The 17,506-nt window shown below is 70.9% G+C and carries 18 protein-coding genes; 13 read left to right on the forward strand and 5 right to left on the reverse strand.

Going from position 1 to position 17,506, the window contains the following annotated elements; genetic code table 11:
* The coding region (locus HWD93_RS11665; RefSeq protein ID WP_261646911.1) for a tetratricopeptide repeat protein at window positions 1-195 on the reverse strand (195 nt) is incomplete at its 3' end.
* A 131-nt stretch (window positions 196-326) separates the two neighbouring features.
* Here HWD93_RS11665 and HWD93_RS11670 point away from each other — a divergent pair.
* The 9 genes from HWD93_RS11670 to HWD93_RS11710 all read left to right on the forward strand — a co-directional run bounded on the left by HWD93_RS11670 (window position 327) and on the right by HWD93_RS11710 (window position 9,508).
* Window positions 327-1,091 (forward strand): YebC/PmpR family DNA-binding transcriptional regulator, encoded by a 765-nt coding sequence (locus HWD93_RS11670; protein WP_070418971.1) that lies wholly within the window; start codon window positions 327-329, stop codon window positions 1,089-1,091.
* A gap of 7 nt (window positions 1,092-1,098) precedes the next feature.
* Window positions 1,099-1,752 carry a crossover junction endodeoxyribonuclease RuvC gene (gene ruvC / locus HWD93_RS11675; RefSeq protein ID WP_261646932.1) on the forward strand — a complete coding sequence of 218 codons (654 nt, stop codon included), beginning with the start codon at window positions 1,099-1,101 and terminating at the stop codon, window positions 1,750-1,752.
* A complete protein-coding gene (gene ruvA / locus HWD93_RS11680) occupies window positions 1,749-2,366 on the forward strand; it encodes a Holliday junction branch migration protein RuvA (RefSeq protein ID WP_261646912.1) in 618 nt (205 codons plus the stop codon). The genes ruvC and ruvA overlap by 4 nt, the downstream gene beginning before the upstream one ends.
* Window positions 2,363-3,400 carry a Holliday junction branch migration DNA helicase RuvB gene (ruvB, locus tag HWD93_RS11685; protein ID WP_071294678.1) on the forward strand — a complete coding sequence of 346 codons (1,038 nt, stop codon included), beginning with the start codon at window positions 2,363-2,365 and terminating at the stop codon, window positions 3,398-3,400. The genes ruvA and ruvB overlap by 4 nt, the downstream gene beginning before the upstream one ends.
* Window positions 3,401-3,495: 95 nt before the next feature.
* Window positions 3,496-3,903: a preprotein translocase subunit YajC gene (gene yajC / locus HWD93_RS11690; protein ID WP_070418975.1), complete on the forward strand. Its 408-nt coding sequence runs from the start codon at window positions 3,496-3,498 to the stop codon at window positions 3,901-3,903.
* Window positions 3,904-3,990: 87 nt separating this feature from the next.
* Complete coding sequence (gene secD / locus HWD93_RS11695; protein ID WP_071294679.1) at window positions 3,991-5,742, forward strand: protein translocase subunit SecD; 1,752 nt, start codon at window positions 3,991-3,993, stop codon at window positions 5,740-5,742.
* Window positions 5,742-6,743, forward strand: a complete 1,002-nt coding sequence (gene secF / locus HWD93_RS11700; protein WP_261646913.1) for a protein translocase subunit SecF — start codon at window positions 5,742-5,744, stop codon at window positions 6,741-6,743. The genes secD and secF overlap by 1 nt, the downstream gene beginning before the upstream one ends.
* On the forward strand, window positions 6,743-7,090 hold the full coding sequence (locus HWD93_RS11705; protein ID WP_261646914.1) for a rhodanese-like domain-containing protein: 348 nt from the start codon (window positions 6,743-6,745) through the stop codon (window positions 7,088-7,090). The genes secF and HWD93_RS11705 overlap by 1 nt, the downstream gene beginning before the upstream one ends.
* 57 nt (window positions 7,091-7,147) lie before the next feature.
* The gene (locus HWD93_RS11710) at window positions 7,148-9,508 is read left to right on the forward strand and encodes a bifunctional (p)ppGpp synthetase/guanosine-3',5'-bis(diphosphate) 3'-pyrophosphohydrolase (RefSeq protein ID WP_261646915.1); all 2,361 of its coding nucleotides are present in this window, start codon (window positions 7,148-7,150) and stop codon (window positions 9,506-9,508) included.
* A 105-nt stretch (window positions 9,509-9,613) separates the two neighbouring features.
* On the opposite strand, the gene HWD93_RS11715 is transcribed toward HWD93_RS11710, so the two are convergent.
* From HWD93_RS11715 to deoC, 3 genes are all read right to left on the reverse strand, one after another.
* On the reverse strand, window positions 9,614-10,192 hold the full coding sequence (locus HWD93_RS11715; protein ID WP_261646916.1) for a type IV toxin-antitoxin system AbiEi family antitoxin: 579 nt from the start codon (window positions 10,190-10,192) through the stop codon (window positions 9,614-9,616).
* A 156-nt stretch (window positions 10,193-10,348) separates the two neighbouring features.
* Window positions 10,349-11,296, reverse strand: coding sequence for an ROK family protein (locus HWD93_RS11720; RefSeq protein WP_070419594.1), 948 nt, complete (start codon window positions 11,294-11,296; stop codon window positions 10,349-10,351).
* A gap of 128 nt (window positions 11,297-11,424) precedes the next feature.
* Complete coding sequence (gene deoC / locus HWD93_RS11725; protein WP_071294682.1) at window positions 11,425-12,156, reverse strand: deoxyribose-phosphate aldolase; 732 nt, start codon at window positions 12,154-12,156, stop codon at window positions 11,425-11,427.
* Window positions 12,157-12,198: 42 nt separating this feature from the next.
* Between deoC and HWD93_RS11730 the strand changes: the two genes are divergently transcribed.
* The 4 genes from HWD93_RS11730 to HWD93_RS11745 all read left to right on the forward strand — a co-directional run bounded on the left by HWD93_RS11730 (window position 12,199) and on the right by HWD93_RS11745 (window position 16,414).
* The gene (locus HWD93_RS11730) at window positions 12,199-13,731 is read left to right on the forward strand and encodes an SDR family oxidoreductase (RefSeq protein WP_070418981.1); all 1,533 of its coding nucleotides are present in this window, start codon (window positions 12,199-12,201) and stop codon (window positions 13,729-13,731) included.
* Complete coding sequence (locus HWD93_RS11735; RefSeq protein WP_071294684.1) at window positions 13,728-14,312, forward strand: GDSL-type esterase/lipase family protein; 585 nt, start codon at window positions 13,728-13,730, stop codon at window positions 14,310-14,312. Before HWD93_RS11730 ends, HWD93_RS11735 begins: the two co-directional genes overlap by 4 nt.
* Window positions 14,312-14,767: a DUF6804 family protein gene (locus HWD93_RS11740; RefSeq protein WP_229085945.1), complete on the forward strand. Its 456-nt coding sequence runs from the start codon at window positions 14,312-14,314 to the stop codon at window positions 14,765-14,767. Before HWD93_RS11735 ends, HWD93_RS11740 begins: the two co-directional genes overlap by 1 nt.
* A 93-nt stretch (window positions 14,768-14,860) precedes the next feature.
* A complete protein-coding gene (locus tag HWD93_RS11745) occupies window positions 14,861-16,414 on the forward strand; it encodes a stealth conserved region 3 domain-containing protein (protein ID WP_071294685.1) in 1,554 nt (517 codons plus the stop codon).
* A 102-nt stretch (window positions 16,415-16,516) separates the two neighbouring features.
* On the opposite strand, the gene HWD93_RS11750 is transcribed toward HWD93_RS11745, so the two are convergent.
* A complete protein-coding gene (locus HWD93_RS11750; RefSeq protein WP_071294686.1) occupies window positions 16,517-17,476 on the reverse strand; it encodes a phosphodiesterase in 960 nt (319 codons plus the stop codon).
* Window positions 17,477-17,506 lie beyond the last annotated feature (30 nt).

Raw genomic sequence — 17,506 nt, forward strand, 5'->3', positions numbered from 1 at the left:
CGCGAGGGCCGCGCGCCGGACGACCGCCTTCGCCGCCTCGTCCTCCGGCGCCTCGCGCAGCACGACGCTCGCCTGCTCGATCGCCTCGCCGTGCCGGCCGGCGTCGGCGAGCAGCTCGGCGTAGCGGACCCGGAGGGTCCGGTCGTCGGGGAGCGCCTGGACGGCGGCCTCGAGTGCGGACAGCGGATCGGTCATGCGTTCCCCCTGGTCGTCCCGGTGCTGCGCCCATCGTACGTGCGTCGACGGGCCCGCCCGCGAGGCGGGGCCGCACCGTGCCTCCAGGCCGCTAAGCTGGACGGGACTTTCCGCAAGACGCAAGGAGCACCGTGTCCGGGCATTCCAAGTGGGCAACGACCAAGCACAAGAAGGCCGTCATCGACCAGCGACGCGCCAAGTCGTTCGCGAAGCTCATCAAGAACATCGAGGTCGCGGCCAAGATGGGCGGCGCCGACCTCTCCGGCAACCCGACCCTCGTCGACGCCGTGCAGAAGGCCAAGAAGACCTCGGTCCCCAACGACAACATCGACCGCGCCATCAAGCGCGGTGCCGGCCTGACCGGTGAGACGATCGAGTACACGACCATCATGTACGAGGGCTACGGCCCGAACGGCGTCGCGATGCTCATCGAGTGCCTCACGGACAACAAGAACCGTGCCGCTGCCGAGGTCCGCACCGCGATGTCGCGGAACGGCGGGACCATGGCCGACCCGGGCAGCGTCGCCTACAACTTCTCCCGCAAGGGCGTCATCTCCGTCACCAAGACCGACGGCCTCGACGAGGACACCGTCATGACGGCGGTGCTGGACGCCGGCGTCGAGGACGTCATCGACCAGGGCGGCGGCTTCGAGGTCATCACCGAGGCGACCGACCTCGTCGCGGCCCGCACCGCGCTGCAGGACGCCGGGATCGACTACGACTCCGCCGACGCCGAGTTCGTCCCCGGCCTCAAGGTGCCGGTCGACGCCGACACGGCGCGCAAGGTGTTCCGCCTGATCGACGCGCTCGAGGACAGCGACGACGTGCAGAACGTCTACTCGAACTTCGACATCCCCGCGGACGTCCAGGCCGAGCTCGACGAGGACGAGGACTAGCCCGATGCTGCGCGTGCTCGGGGTCGACCCCGGGCTCACGCGGTGCGGCGTCGGCATCGTCGAGGTCGCATCGAACCGGCGCGCCCGGCTCGTCCACGTGACGGTCGTGCGCACCCCGGCGGACATGGCACTCGAGCAGCGGCTGCTCCGCATCGCCGACGGCATCGCCGCCGAGATCGACGAGCACCGTCCCGACGCCGTCGCGGTCGAGCGGGTGTTCGCGCAGGCGAACGTCCGGACGGTCATGGGCACGGCGCAGGCCGCCGGCCTCGCCCTGCACGCCGCGGCGGCACGGGGGCTGCCGGTCGGGCTGCACACCCCGTCCGAGGTGAAGGCCGCCGTGACCGGGTACGGCAACGCGGACAAGCGCCAGGTGCAGACGATGATCGCGCGCGTGCTCGGCCTCGACGAGGCCCCCAAGCCCGCCGACGCCGCGGACGCGCTCGCCCTGGCGGTGTGCCACGCCTGGAGGCTCGGGTCACCCGACACGGTCGGCACGCGTGCCACGAACCTCACCCCGGCACAGCGTGCGTGGCGGGACGCACAGGGCGGCACGGTGGACTCGCCGCTGGCACGCGCCGCGGCCGCGGCCGCGGCCGCCGGTCGCTCGCAGCGTGGCTCGTCGGCATCGTCGGCGGCCGGCCGTAGGCTCGGGGCATGATCGCGAGTCTCCGGGGCACCTGCATCGACATCGCCGGCTCCGGCGTGGTGATCGAGGTCGGGGGAGTGGGCTACGCCGTCACGGTGACCCCGGCGCACGCGCTGACGATGCGCCACGGGTCCGAGGTCTTCGTCCGGACCGCGATGATCGTGCGCGAGGACGAGCACCTCCTCTTCGGCTTCGAGTCCACCGACGCGCTCCAGGTGTTCGACCTCCTCCGCAGCGTGTCCGGCGTCGGCCCGAAGTCGGCGATGGGCGTCCTCGCCCACATGGACCCGGCCCAGGTCGCGAACGCCGTCGCACACGACGACGACGGCGCCTTCCGCAAGGTCTCCGGCATCGGCCCGAAGACCGCCAAGCTCATCATCGTCGCCCTCTCCGGCAAGCTCGCCGCGTTCGAGCAGGCCCCCGTCGTGGCGGCCCGCGGCGGCACCGCGCACCCGGCCGCGACCGACGTCGTCGCCGCCCTCGTCAGCCTCGGCTGGCGCGAGGACGCCGCGCAGCGTGCGGTCGACGAGACCATCGCGTCCGAGCCGGGCGTCGCCTCGATGGGCACCCAGGCACTGCTCCGCGCCGCCCTCGGGGCGCTCCGCCCCGCCGGTGCCGGCCGGTGAGCGGGATCACCGCCGCGGGCGCCGAGTCACAAGAGGAACTCGCGTTCGAGGGGGCCCTCCGCCCGAAGTCCCTCGACGAGTTCGTCGGGCAGCGGAAGGTCCGGGGGCAGCTCGACCTGCTCCTCAAGGCGGCGGCACTGCAGGACCGGACGCCCGACCACATCCTGATGGCCGGCCCTCCCGGACTCGGCAAGACGACCCTCGCGATGATCGTCGCGCACGAGTCCGGTCGGCCCCTGCGGATGTCGAGTGGCCCGGCGATCCAGCACGCCGGTGACCTCGCCGCGGTGCTGTCGTCCCTCGTCCCCGGCGAGGTCCTGTTCATCGACGAGATCCACCGGATGGCCCGCTCGGCAGAGGAGATGCTCTACCTCGCGATGGAGGACTTCCGCATCGACGTGATGGTCGGCAAGGGGGCCGGCGCCACGAGCATCCCGCTCGACCTCGCGCCGTTCACCCTCGTCGGCGCCACCACCCGTGCCGGCCTCCTGCCGAACCCGCTGCGCGACCGCTTCGGGTTCACCGCCCACCTCGAGTTCTACGAGAAGGACGAGCTCGAGCAGGTCCTCATCCGGGCGGCGCACCTGCTCGAACTCGACATCGACCGGTCCGCCCTGCGCGAGATCGCCGGGCGCTCCCGGGGCACACCGCGCATCGCGAACCGCCTGCTCCGACGTGTCCGCGACTACGCCCTCGTGCACCGCACCACCGACGGCATGGCCGCCGTGCAGGGCGCCCTCGACCTCTACGACGTCGACGAACTCGGACTCGACCGTCTCGACCGTGCCGTGGTCGAAACGATGCTGACGCGCTTCGACGGCGGTCCCGTCGGCCTGAACACCCTCGCGGTGTCCGTCGGGGAAGAGTCCGAGACCATCGAGTCGGTCGTCGAACCGTTCCTCGTCCGGGTCGGCCTCGTCACCCGCAGCCCCCGCGGCCGGATCGCCACCCCGCAGGCCTGGCGGCACTTCGACATGACACCCGGGCAGACCGGCCTCGCACAGCCCGGACTGTTCGACGACGACGCCGACTGACGTCCCCGTCCGCGGTCTCGGTGACATGCCACGCACAGACGTGTGCCCTAGACTGCTACGGCCCGAAACCGAGCAACCAGAGAAGGCAACGCATCATGGGTCAAGAAGTCATCCTCATCGTCATCGTCGTGGCGTTCGCGGCCTTCATGTTCTACAACAGCCGGAAGCGCAAGAAGCAGCAGGGCGAGCTCGCCACCAAGATGGTGCCGGGCGCGAAGGTCATGCTGTCCTTCGGTCTGTACGGCACGCTCCTGTCGGTCGACGACGAGAAGGTCACGGCCGACGTCGAGATCGCTCCCGGAACGGTCGTCACCGTCCACCGCCAGACCCTCTCGCGTGTCGTCGACGACACCGCGTCGGACATCACCACCACGGCCACGCCCGAGGACGAGCCGGCAGCGCCGAAGCCCGTCGCCGAGCTCAACGGGGAGCCGATCTACGGCGAGCGTGTCGAGTCCACGGACGCCGACACCGACGCTGCGAAGCGCAAGACCGAAGACTGACTCCTCGGCCGCCGGGTCCACCGACCCGGCGGCGACACCTGCCGCCGGTCAACCGCCGTCGGTCCTGACAGAAAGACGAGACGACCGGTGGCACGATCGACACCCGTCAAGAAGGCGATCCGCTCGCTGACCTGGTTGGTGATCCTCATGGCGGTCCTCGCGGGGTTGAACACCGCCGCGTCGGTCCTCGCCGGGAACACCAAGGACGACAGCGGCAAGTGGTTCGAAGGGGCCAGCTGGGTCCCGGAACTCGCCCTCGACCTCCAGGGCGGCACGCAGCTGACGCTCGCGGCGCAGAACACCGAGGGCGGCTCGGTGACGAGCCAGCAGCTCAACCAGGCCGTGAACATCATCCGGCAGCGCATCAACGCGACCGGTGTCTCGGAGTCGCAGATCAACACCCAGGGGACGAACAACATCGTCGTCTCCATCCCGGGCAAGCCGGACAAGGCGACGATCGACCGCATCGAGGCGGCGGCGAAGCTCACGTTCCGCCCGGTCCTCTACACCGAGGCGGCGACGAACACCGCGGTGGGCGGCAGTGGATCCTCGTCGGCCTCCGCGACGCCGTACTCCCCGCCGGCATCGCTCGCCGCGACGCCGAGCGCCAAGCCGACCAACGGCAGCGACCTGAACTGGGTCACGCCGGCGCTGCAGGACCTGTACACGAACTACAACTGCAACGCTCCGGACGACGTCACGACGGCGCCGGACGACGAGCCCCTCGTCACGTGTGACCAGGACGGTGCCGCGAAGTACATCCTCGGCCCGGTCGAGGTGTCCGGCTCGGGCATCAGCAACGCCACCTCCGGCCTCGCGACCGACTCGCAGGGCACGTCGACCGGCCAGTGGGCCGTCAACCTGACGTTCAAGGGCAAGAGCTCGGACGACTTCCGTGACGTCACCAGCCGGCTCGTGAAGCTGCAGCCGCCGCAGAACCAGTTCGCGATCGTCCTCGACGGCTCCGTCATCACGGCGCCGGCGTCGAACGCGGCCATCACGAACGGCAAGGCGCAGATCACCGGCTCGTTCACGGCCGACTCCGCGAAGACCCTCGCCGACCAGTTGAAGTACGGCGCGCTGCCGATCAACTTCCAGGTCCAGTCGAACGAGAACATCTCCGCGACGCTCGGTACCGCGCAGCTCGTCGGTGGCCTCGTGGCGGGTCTTATCGGTCTGATCCTGGTCATCATCTACTCGGTCATCCAGTACCGCGCGCTCGCGTTCGTCACGGTCCTCTCGCTCGGTGTGGCCGCGGCGCTGACGTACCTCGTGATCGCGATCATGTCCTGGCGCGTCGACTACCGCCTGTCGTTGGCGGGTGTGGCGGGTCTGATCGTCGCGATCGGCATCACGGCCGACTCGTTCATCGTGTACTTCGAACGCATCAGGGACGAACTCCGTGACGGCCGGGGCCTCGAGAGTGCCGTCGAGTCCGGGTGGAAGCGTGCCCTGCGCACGATCCTGGCGTCCGACTCGATCAACTTCCTCGCCGCCGTGGTGCTCTACATCCTCGCGGTGAGCGACGTGAAGGGCTTCGCGTTCACGCTGCTCCTCACCACCCTGATCGACGTCGTCGTGGTCGTGATGTTCACGCACCCGATGATGCAGCTCATCGCCCGCAGCCGCTTCTTCGGCGAGGGACACCGGTTCAGCGGGCTCGATCCCGCGGCCCTCGGCGCCGTCTACCGCGGTCGCGCGCAGTTCCGCGCGCCGGTCGTCGACGGCAGGCGTCAGCGCAGCGCCGGTGAGGCGCAGCGTCGACAGACGATCGCAGAGCGGAAGGCCGCGCAGGCCTCCGGCGAGAACGGCACGACGCCGGACGGGAAGGACGACTGATGGCCAGCTTCAGCCAGTTCGGCAGCGACCTCTACACGGGGAAGCGCTCGTACGACATCGTCGGCCGACGCAAGACCTGGTACGTCATCGCGATCGTCGCGATCGTGGTCTCGCTGGCGGTCCCGTGGCTGCGTGGCGGGTACCAGCTCGGCATCGAGTTCACCGGCGGGTCCGAGTTCACGCTCTCCGACGTCAAGACGCTCGACCAGAACCTCGCCACCGAGACCGTCGAGTCGATCGTCCCCGACGGCGTCCCGCGTGTCTCGCAGCTCGGTACGCACGGCATCCGCGTACAGACCGGCCAGCTCACCGACCGTGAGACCTCCGAGGTCCAGGACGCCCTGGCGAAGGCCTACGACGTCCCGGACAGCCAGGTCGCCGCGACCTTCATCGGTGCGACCTGGGGCGCGGACGTGCTCAACCAGGCGATCCGCGGCCTCGTGATCTTCCTCGCCCTCGCGGCGGTGTTCATGGCGCTGTACTTCCGCACCTGGAAGATGTCGGTGTCCGCGATGGTGGCGCTCCTCCACGACCTCCTCATCACGGCGGGTGTGTACGGCATCGTCGGGCTCGAGGTCACGCCCGCGGCGGTGATCGGCTTCCTGACCATCCTCGGCTACTCGCTGTACGACACCGTGGTGGTGTTCGACAAGGTCCGCGAGAACACGAGCCAGGAGTCCCACCGCACCTTCGTGCAGTCGGTGAACCTCGCGGTCAACCAGACGCTCGTGCGGTCGATCAACACCTCGGTCGTCGCTCTGCTGCCGGTCGGCGCGATCCTCTTCATCGGGTCGTACATCCTGGGCGCCGGAACGCTCCGCGACATCTCGCTCGCGCTGTTCATCGGCATCATCGTCGGCACCTACTCGACGATCTTCATCGCGTCGCCGATGTACGCGCACCTGCGTGAGAACGAGCCGAAGATCAAGCAGGCCGACGCCAAGAAGCAGGCCGCTGCCGCCAAGCGTCAGCGCGAGGTCGACGCGACGGCGGGCGTCTGATGCCGGCGGAGATCGTCGACATCGACGTCGCCGAGGCCCGTCGGCGGATCGACGCCGGTGCGCGCCTCTTCGACGTGCGCGAACAGGGGGAGTGGGACGAGGTCCACGCTCCCGAGGCGACCCTCGTGCCGATGTCCGAGTTGGTCGACCGGTGGAAGGAGATCGACGGCGGGGACGAGCCCGCGATCATCGTCTGCCACTCCGGCGGACGCTCCGCACGGGTCGTGGCGGCACTCGAGCAGTCCGGGGTCCCCGCGGTGAACCTCGTCGGCGGCATGGTCGCGTGGGAGCAGTCGGGCGCCCCCGTGGTGCGCGACGCCCAGGGCGAACCGCGTCACGAGCACTGACCGGACACGCGTAGTCTTGTCGGATCGAGCTCGGACGGGCATCCCGGGAGGCGCAGCATGACGGACACGCGTGAGTCCACGCCGCAGGACGCCTCTGCGCCCCGGGCAGGGCAGGACACCGGCTCCGCGAGCCGCCCCGGCTCCGCACCCCGGCCGACGAGTCCGCTCGGGCCGAACACGACCGGCAACCTCGGTTCGCTCCGGTCGCTGCTGCCGCGGCTGTTCTCGCGCGCCCAGCCCGCCGGTGCCGTCGACACCCTGATCCGCACCGTCCGGTCGCACCACCCCAAGGCCGACGTGACGCTCATCGAGCGCGCTTACTCGGTCGCGGAACGCGCGCACGACGGGCAGAAGCGCAAGTCGGGCGAGCCCTACATCACGCACCCGGTCGCGGTGGCGCAGATCCTCGCCGACCTCGGGATCGGGCCGATCACCATCGCCGCGGCGCTCCTGCACGACACCGTCGAGGACACCGACTACCAGCTCGACCAGCTGCGCGAGGACTTCGGCGACGAGATCGCGATGCTCGTCGACGGCGTCACGAAGCTCGACAAGGTCAAGTACGGTGACAGCGCCCAGGCCGAGACCGTCCGCAAGATGGTCATCGCGATGTCGAAGGACATCCGCGTCCTGGTCATCAAGCTCGCCGACCGGCTGCACAACGCCCGCACGTGGGGCTTCGTCGAGTCGACCTCCGCCACGCGCAAGGCGAAGGAGACCCTCGAGATCTACGCGCCGCTCGCGCACCGGCTCGGTATCCAGATGATCAAGCTGGAGCTCGAGGACCTCTCGTTCGCGGTGCTCCACCCCAAGCTGTACGTCGAGATCGACAGCCTGGTGAAGGAACGTCAGCCGAAGCGCGAGCAGTTCGTCCAGAACGTCATCGGCACGCTCAAGAAGGACCTCAAGGCCGCCAAGGTCCGCGGCGAGGTCATGGGCCGCCCGAAGCAGTACTACTCGATCTACCAGAAGATGATCGTCCGCGGGCGCGAGTTCGACGAGATCTACGACCTGGTCGGCATCCGCGTCCTCGTCCCGACCGTGCGCGACTGCTACGCGATGCTCGGTTCCGTGCACGCGCGGTGGACGCCGCTGCCCGGTCGGTTCAAGGACTACATCGCGACGCCGAAGTTCAACCTGTACCAGTCGCTGCACACCACCGTCCTGGGTCCGCAGGGCCGTGCGGTCGAGATCCAGATCCGCACGCACGAGATGCACCAGCGGGCCGAGTTCGGTGTCGCCGCCCACTGGAAGTACAAGCAGCGCGCGGCCGGCCGTGACGTCGACACCTCGTCGGCGACCGACCAGGACATGGCGTGGCTGGCGCACATCACCGACTGGCAGGCCGAGACGAGCGACCCGGGTGAGTTCCTCGACTCGCTCCGGTACGAGATCGGTGCGAAGGAGACCTACGTCTTCACGCCCCAGGGCAAGGTCATCGGGCTGCCGTCCGGTGCGACCCCCGTCGACTTCGCGTACGCCGTGCACACCGAGATCGGCCACCGCACGATGGGCGCCAAGGTCAACGGGCGTCTCGTGCCCCTCGAGAGCGCCCTGTCGAGCGGCGACGTCGTCGAGATCTTCACGTCGAAGAACCCCGACTCCGGTCCCAGCCAGGACTGGCTCACCTTCGTCCGGAGCCCCCGTGCCCGGAACAAGATCAAGCAGTGGTTCACCAAGGAACGCCGCGAAGAGGCGATCGAGCAGGGCCGTGACGCGATCGCGCGGGCGATGCGGAAGCAGAACCTCCCGCTCCAGCGCATCATGAGCCAGGACTCGATCTCCGAGGTCGCGTCGTCGATGCGCTACGACGACATCTCCGCGCTGTACGCGGCCGTCGGCGAGGGGCACGTCTCCACGCAGTCGGTGATCGAGAAGGTCCTCGGGAACGTCCAGACCGAGACCGAGACGGAAGAGCCGGAGCTCAGCTTCCCGCGCCAGGTCACGAGCCGGCAGCTGCGCAACAGCGACAGCGGCGTCCTCGTGCGCGGCGCGCCGGACATCCTCGTCAAGCTCGCGAAGTGCTGCACGCCGGTCCCGGGCGACCAGATCGTCGGGTTCATCACCCGCGGCCAGGGCGTCTCGGTGCACCAGGCCTCGTGCACGAACGTCAAGTCGCTCATGAACGAGCCCGACCGGATGATCGAGGTCGAGTGGGCGCCGTCCTCGAAGTCGGTGTTCCTCGTGCAGATCCAGATCGAGGCGCTCGATCGGTCGGGGCTCCTCAGCGACGTGACCCGGGTGCTGACGGACCACCACGTGAACATCCTGTCCGCGACGGTCTCGACGTCCTCCGACCGGCTCGCGCTGAGCCGCTTCGTGTTCGAGATGGGCGACACGACCCACCTGGACCGTGTGCTCAACGCGGTGCGACGGATCGACGCGGTCTACGACGTCTACCGGGTCAGCGCGGGCTGACCGGACCCCGGTCGACCAGGCCGGGTCAGGGCGGGCTGACCGGACCCCCGGTCGGCCAGACCGGGTCAGCGCGGGCTGACCGGACCCCCGGTCGGCCAGACCGGGTCAGCGCGGGCTGACCGGACCCCCGGCAGCGTCGAGCACGGCCCGCAACCGCCGCTCCGCCTGCCGGGCCATCGGGATCGTCCCGAGCGTCGCGAGGGACCCGGCGACCGCGTCGACCGACACCGCACCGATCGCCAGGAGCCCGGCCACGGCCGCGGCGTCCGACGGGTCGAACCCACCGGGCCGGTCCCCGGGGCTGCGCAGCAGGTCGACGACCGTGCGCAGCGGTGTGGTGACGCGGAGGCCACCGAGCACGACGACGTCCTCGTCCGTGATCACGACCTCGCGGACGCGCAGCGCGCCGTCGACGTGCACGCGGACCCGGAGCGGGACACAGGCCTCGAGCGGGGCCGGTGCACGCGAGACGGCACCCCAGACCCACGCGGCCGTCCGGGTGCTCGCGATGAGGCGCGCGTCACGGAGCGACCACGCCGCGGCTGCCGCCCGGAGCGCCGGGGTCTGCGGTTCGGCGGGGGAGGCCCAGCACGCCCCGACGGCCACGAGCTCGCCGGCGAGGACCGCTGCGCGCAGCTCGGCCGCGGGCCAGTCGTCACTCGTCAGCAGCCGGGTTCGGGACACCCGGACATCCTGCCCGACGCGCACGGCGCGTCGACGCGCCCTGTGGAGAGCGACGGACGTGCGGCCGCGAGGTGACCACCTGTGGGCCAGGAGGCGCGGGTCGGCCCCGCACCGCGCCTCCCGTCCGTCAGCACGTGCCGTCGAGAGCCGACGTCGTCAGCGCAGCACGTCGGCCCGGTGCACCAGCGCTGCGGCGCCGATGAGGGGACCGTCCTGCGACAGCCCCGTCGGGACGATCCGCACCTTGGTCACGAAGCCGAACTCGACGCGCTCCGCCACCGCCTCGCGCGCGTACTCGAAGAGGTCGGGCGTGACGTGCGAGAACCCGCCGCCGATGGCCACGACCTCGAGGTCGACGAGGCTCGTGGCCGCCGCGATGGCCTGTCCGAGGGCGCGACCGCTGCGCTTGACGGCCGCGACGGCGATCTCGTCGCCCGCCGCGTAGGCTGCCGAGAGCTCCTCGCCGGTGCTGCCCGTGAACCCCTGCCGCTGCGCCCACGCGACGGTCTTCGGGCCGCTGGCGATCGCCTCGAGGCAGCCGGTGCCGCCACACGCGCAGTGGTCGTCGAAGCCGCCGCACTCGACGTGGCCGATGTGTCCGGCGTTGCCCGTCGGGCCGCTGACGGTCCGGCCGTGCAGGATCAGGCCGCCGCCGACGCCGGTGGACACGATCATGCCCATCACGTGGTCGGAGCCCTGCGCCGCGCCGACCCAGTGCTCGGCGAGCGTGATCGCCAGGCCGTCCATGCGGAGCGTGACCGGCACGCCGGCGGGGACGTGCGCGGCGACGCGGTCCCGGAGCGGGTACCCGCGCCAGACCGGCATGTTGAGCGGGGAGACGAGTCCGTGCTCCTCGTCGACCGGACCGGCCGAGCCGATGCCGACACCGACGAGCGTGGCGTCCGTCGGCAGCGCGGCGAGGGCGGCCGTCACGACCTCGTCGACCGCGGCCTGCAGCTCGTCGGACGTCCGGCCGGGCCCGGTCGGGCTGCGGAACCGCGTGGCGGGGAGGACGACGCCGGCGTCGGTGACGAGGGCCGCCTCGACCTTCGTGCCGCCGAGGTCGACGGCGAGGGCGAGGGGGGTGGACTGGGTCGTGGACATGCGCGCTCCGATGTGGCGGTCTGGAGGCGCGGTGCCGGTCCCGCACGCGTCGTCGCGTCCGGTGGGCGCCGGCCCCTGGTGGTGGGTCGGGTGGTGCTGGAGGTCGCGGGGGCTCGCGCCCCGGACCGTCAGTAGGACGTGGTGTCGTCGCCGACGGCCGACGCGGTGCCGGTCTCGGCGCGGTGCGCGACCTCGTCGAGGATGCGTGCCGAGGCGCTCGTGCCGATGCGGTCCGCGCCGGCCTCTACCATCTCGAGCAGCGTGTCGAGCCCGCGGACGCCGCCGGAGGCCTTCACGCCGGTGTCAGGGCCGACCGTGGCGCGCATGAGGGCGATGTGCTCCGCGGTGGCGCCGCCGCCGGCGAACCCGGTGGAGGTCTTCACGAAGGCGGCACCGGCGGACCGTGCGGCACGCGATGCGGCGACGATCTCGTCGTCGGTGAGGAAGGCGGTCTCGAGGATGACCTTGACGACGGTGCTGCCCGCGGCGTCGACCACGGCGCGGACGTCGGCCTCGACGCGCTCCCAGTCGCCGGACTTCGCGGCGCCGATGTTCTGCACCATGTCGAGCTCGAACGCACCGTCGGCGAGGGCCTGCAGCGACTCGGCGACCTTGGCCGCGGTGGACGTGGTGCCGTGCGGGAACCCGATGACCGTGCCGACGCCGACCCCGGTGCCGGTCAGGCGCTCGACGGCGTGCGCGACGTCGCTCGGGCGGACGCACACGCTGAACACGCGGTACGCGGCGGCCTCGTCGAGCTGGGCGTCGACGTCCGAACGCGTGAGTTCGGGCTTGAGGATCGCGTGGTCGATGAGACCACGGACGGCATCGGCGGTGACGGAGAACGCTGCTTTGTCCACCCGGCAAGCCTACCCGGAGCCGAGCCGCGTACCGTGCCCCGCATGCGCGTCCTCGTCACCGGGGCCACCGGCTACATCGGCGGTCGTCTCGTCCCACGTCTCCTCGAAGCCGGTCACACGGTCCGCGTCTTCGTCCGCACGCCCCGGAAGCTGCAGGACGTCCCCTGGCACGACGACGTCGAGATCACCGCCGGCGACCTGCAGGACGCCGACGCCGTGCGCCGGGCCGTCGCCGACATCGAGGCCGTCTACTACCTCGCCCACGCGATGGGGGCGGACGGCGACTTCGAGCGGGCCGAGCGGGACGCTGCCGAGACCATGGCGCGCGAGGCCTCGGCCGCCGGCGTGCGGCGGTTCGTGTACCTCGGCGGCCTGCACCCCGACGGCGAGCTCTCGAAGCACCTCCGCAGCCGCAAGGAGGTCGGGGACGTCCTGCTCCACTCCGGCGTCCCGACGATCGCGTACCAGGCCGGCGTGGTGATCGGGTCCGGCAGCACCTCGTTCGAGATGATCCGCCACGTCACCGACGTCCTGCCGTGGATGCCGGCGCCGCGGTGGGTCCGGAACCGCATCCAGCCGATCGCCGTCCGTGACGTCCTCTACTACCTCGTCAAGGCGCTCGACATCCCCGCCGACGTGAACCGCACGTTCGACATCGGCGGCCCGGACGTCCTCCGCTACGGGCAGATGCTCAACGGGTACGCGGTGGAGGCGAAGCTCCCGCAGCGCCCGATCTCGCCGCTGCCCGTCCTCACCCCGGGGCTCGCGGCGCACTGGTTCAACATCGTGACGCCGATCCCGCGGAAGCTCGCCAAGCCGATCATCGAGTCGCTCCAGTTCGAGTGCGTCCAGCGCGAGCACGACATCGACGACGTGGTGCCGCGGCCGGAGGGCGGGCTGACCGGGTACCGCCGCGCGGTCCGTCTCGCCCTGAGCCGCATGCGCACCGGCGAGGTCGAGACCAGCTGGCGGAACGCGACACTCGCGGCCACCCCCGCGGACCCGCTGCCGAGTGACCCGGACTGGGCCGGCCACACCGTCTACGTCGACGACCGCAAGCGCCACTCGGCCGCATCGGCGGACGACGTCTGGCGGGTCGTCGAGTCGATCGGCGGCGAGAACGGGTGGTACTCGTTCCCGCTCGCCTGGGTGGCCCGCGGGTGGATGGACAAGCTCGCCGGGGGAGTCGGCCTGAACCGCGGTCGCCGCGACCAGAAGCGCCTCGAGCAGGGCGACGCCCTCGACTGGTGGCGCGTGGAGCGGCTCGAACGCGGGCGCTACCTGCGACTGCGCGCCGAGTTCAAGTCCCCGGGCCGCGCCTGGCTCGAGATGACCGTGACCCCCGCGGACGACGGCGGCAGTGACTACCGGCAGCGGGCGATCTACTTCCCCCAGGGGCTCGCTGGCCGCCTGTACTGGTACTCGATCCTGCCGTTCCACGGCGTGATCTTCCCCGGGATGGTCGAGCGCATCACGGCGGCCGCCGAGCGGGAGTCCGAGCACACCGAGTCGACGGGGCGGAACTGGACCCAGCAGAATGGGAACCCGGAACCCGCACACGAGGAGGCAGCATGACCGAGGAACGCACGAGCGTCCTGTTCCTGGGCGACAGCATCACCGAGCAGGGGTCGTGGGACGCCTGGCTGCCCGACGAGCGGACCGTCAACCAGGGCATCGGCGGTGACACGACCGACGGGGTCCTCGCACGCCTGGACGCCGTCGTGGCCGAGCAGCCCGAGGTCATCGTCCTGCTCATCGGCACGAACGACTTCGGCAACCACCGCAAGAGCGTCGAGCACGTCGTCCGCGGGGTCGAGTCCGTGCTCGTGACCCTCCGCCGCGAGCTCCCGGGCGTCCGCCTGCTCCTCGTCTCCATCCTGCCGCGGCAGGCGGAGTACACGGCGAAGATCGAGGAGGCGAACCGGCACCTCCGCCAGTTCGTCGCCACCTGCCACGCCCAGTACCTCGACGCGTGGCCGGCCCTCGCCGACGGCGACCACCTCGACGACCGGTTCACCGACGACGGCCTGCACCTCACCGAGGACGGCTACCGGGCCTACGTCGCCGAGCTCGTGCCCGCGCTCGAACGGGTGCGCGAGCTCCCGCCGATGTCCCGGTCCATCCAGGCGATCGACCTCGACGGGGCCACCGCCTGATGGCAGGACGGAAGGGCCGGCCACCGGCCGGATCGTCGCTGCACGGCGTGCCGGTGGGCGGGGCGGAGCCGACGCGGTCGGGCTCGGCGTCCGGCGGGAGAGCAGGACGCGAGCTGCCGCCGTTCACCCGGCCCGCCCTCGCCCCGTCGCTGATCGCGGCGATCGTGCTCCTCGCCTGCGTCGCGATCGTCGACTCGTCCGGCTTCGTGTTCGCCCGCTGGGGCGTCACCGTGCTCAGCCTCATCGTCCTCGTCTTCGCCGTGCGGGGGCGGACGTGGTGGGCGGCGCTCCTGATGGCCGCGATCGCCGTCTGCTGGAACCCGCTCGCGGTCGTGCCGATCCCCGGCGAGGTGTGGGCGGCGCTGCAGCTCGTCGCGGCCGCACTGTTCATCGTCGTCGGCATCGTCGTGAAGGTGCCGCGCGAGGCGGAGGCGAGCAGCGCCTCCAGGCCCTAGCCCGGGCGACCGACGAGCGGACCGAGCGTCCGCGCGGACGGTAGGATGAGTCGCCGGGCAAACGGGTCCGGCGCACTGATCCGAAGGGTGTGGATGAGCAACGAGACCGAGCCGGTGACCGAGAGTCCTCTGCTGAACCCTCGACCGTCCTCCGGCGGTCTCGAACGTCCCGACGTCGTCGTGCGGAAGGGACGCCTGACGCTCGTCAACGGGCACCTGACGCCGCAGCAGTCGATGATCGAGGACCTCCTGTTCCTCGACGACGCCCTCACCGCCGGTGACGTCGACCACCTGCTCATCCGCGGCAACGACCAGCGGCCGGTGATCGCCCTCGACGAGCGCGACCGGCAGCGGGCGGAGAGCGCCGTGATGGCCGCCGCCGCGAACGAGCCCTTCTACGCGAAGCCCCCGGGGAAGCCCGCGGTGCTCGTCATCGACGACGGCCTCGGGTCCGTCGACGAGCCCGTCCTGCGCGTGTTCCGGCCGCGTCTCGAGCCGCTCGGACGCCTGCGCTACGGCGCCGAGACGAGCGTGCAGCTCGAGTTCTGGCGAGTCACCGACACCGAGGTCCTCGCGCCCGTCGAGAACGCCCTGATGCGCCGCAGCCTGCCCGTCGACGAGTTCGTGCTCGTCGACATCGAGCGGTACGGCCGCACCTGGCGCACGGTCGAGCACATGTTCGACGACCACGTGTCCGACATCCGGTTCCCGATCGACATCGTGTTCTCGTGGGTCGACGGCAACGCCATCGAGTACCAGCGGGCACGACAGGCAGCGCAGTCCGGTGCGGTCCTGGGCGAGGGCGACGACGCCCCCGCCCGCTTCCGCCAGATCGACGAGCTGAAGTACGCGCTCCGGTCGGTGCACACGTTCGCGCCGTGGATCCGGCAGATCTACATCGCCACGGACTCCCCGGCGCCCGCCTGGCTCGCCGACCACCCCAAGGTGCGCATCGTCCGCTCCGAGGAGTTCTTCGCCGACCCCTCCGTCCTGCCGACGCACAACTCGCAGGCCGTCGAGTCGCAGCTGCACCACATCCCGGGCATCAGCGAGCACTTCATCTACTCGAACGACGACATGTTCTTCGGCCGCCTGGTCGACCCCTCGGTGTTCTTCAGCCCGGGCTCGGTGACGAAGTTCATCCTCGCGACGACGCGGATCGGGCTCGGGTCGAACAACCCGGCACGCAGCGGGTTCGAGAACTCCGCCCGGGTCAACCGCCGACTCCTGCAGCAGCGGTTCGGTGCGGTGACGACCCGGCACCTCGAGCACGCGCCGACCCCGCTGCGCGCCTCGATCATGACCGAGATGGAGCACGAGTTCGCCGACGAGTTCGCGGCCACCGCGGCCTCACGGTTCCGTGCTGCCGAGAACATCTCGGTGACGAACTCGCTGTACCACTACTACTCGCTGCTCACCGGCCGGGCGATCGTGCAGGAGAACGCCGAGGTGCGGTACATCGACACGACGATGCAATCCGGTCTGCGGGCGCTCGGCGACCTGCTCAAGAAGCGGAACGCGGACTTCTTCTGCCTGAACGACGGGAGCTTCCCCGAGGTCAGCGACGAGGAGCGGACGCAGCGGGTGACGGACTTCCTCGAGAAGTACTTCCCGTTCCCGGCGCCGTGGGAGCGCCCCGCGGGCTGAGGCCGGGCGCGCGGGCGAGGGCCCCGCGCCGGCGCATGGTGAGCAGGAATGGTCGGGTCCACAGCGCGGACCCGACCATTCCTGCTCACGAAGTGCGGCGGCCTACCGGTGGACGGGGGAGACCGGCACGGAGTCGAGCGTGAACACCGGGATGCTCGACGTCACCGGCGCGGGCTCCGCAGCCGCCGGGATCGTCACGCCGGCCGCAGCGAGCCGAGCCTCGGTCTGGGCGGACGACACCGGCTCACCGACCGTGGCGTAGTGCCCGATCGGCACGACCGAGTGCACCACGTTGTGGCCGTAGACGTGCACGAGGTTGAACGACTGCGCGCCGTCCTGCCCTCGGGTACCGCCCTGGTACTCGGTGAGGTCCTGCGTGTAGCACGTGGCGCTCGCGACCGACACCGGGATGCCCGCGAAGACGGCGCTCGTCGAGTAGTGCAGGTGGCCGGCGATGATGGCGATGACGTCACTGCCTTCGACGACCTCGGCCAGGGCGTCCTGGTCGCGGAGCTCGACGAGGACGGCGAGGTCCTGCACGCTCGGCACCGGCGGGTGGTGCATCGCCAGGATGGTGCCGTGCGGCGCCTGCTCCGACAGGACCTCGGCCAGCCAGTCGAGCTGCTCGGGGGAGACCTCGCCGTGGTGAGCGCCGGGCACGCTCGTGTCGAGGGTGATCACCCGGAGGCCGTTCACGTCGTAGACGAAGTCGACCGGACGATCGGTCGGCTGGAGCCCGAACAGCTCCTGCCGGAAGGCGCCGCGCTCGTCGTGGTTGCCCATCGCCCAGATGACCTGTGCGCCGATCCGCCGCGCGGCCGGCTCGACGATGTCGCGGATGCGGGCGTACGCGCCGGGTTCGCCCTTGTCGGCGACGTCGCCCGTGACGACGATGGCCTCGGGACGCGTCCCCGACGACTCGATGTCGGCGATGATCTGGCCGAGCCGCGCAGCTGAGTCGACGTCACCGTAGAGGTCGCCGTCACCCGCCACGAGATGGGTGTCGCTGAGGTGGAGCAGGAAGTGGTTCGGCCTGGGGTGTTCGGCCGTCCGGCTGTCCATCGGGGTCTCATTCCGTTGGTCGGGTGCGTG

Source organism: Curtobacterium sp. C2H10, from assembly GCF_025407985.1.
Classification (GTDB): Bacteria; Actinomycetota; Actinomycetes; order Actinomycetales; family Microbacteriaceae; genus Curtobacterium.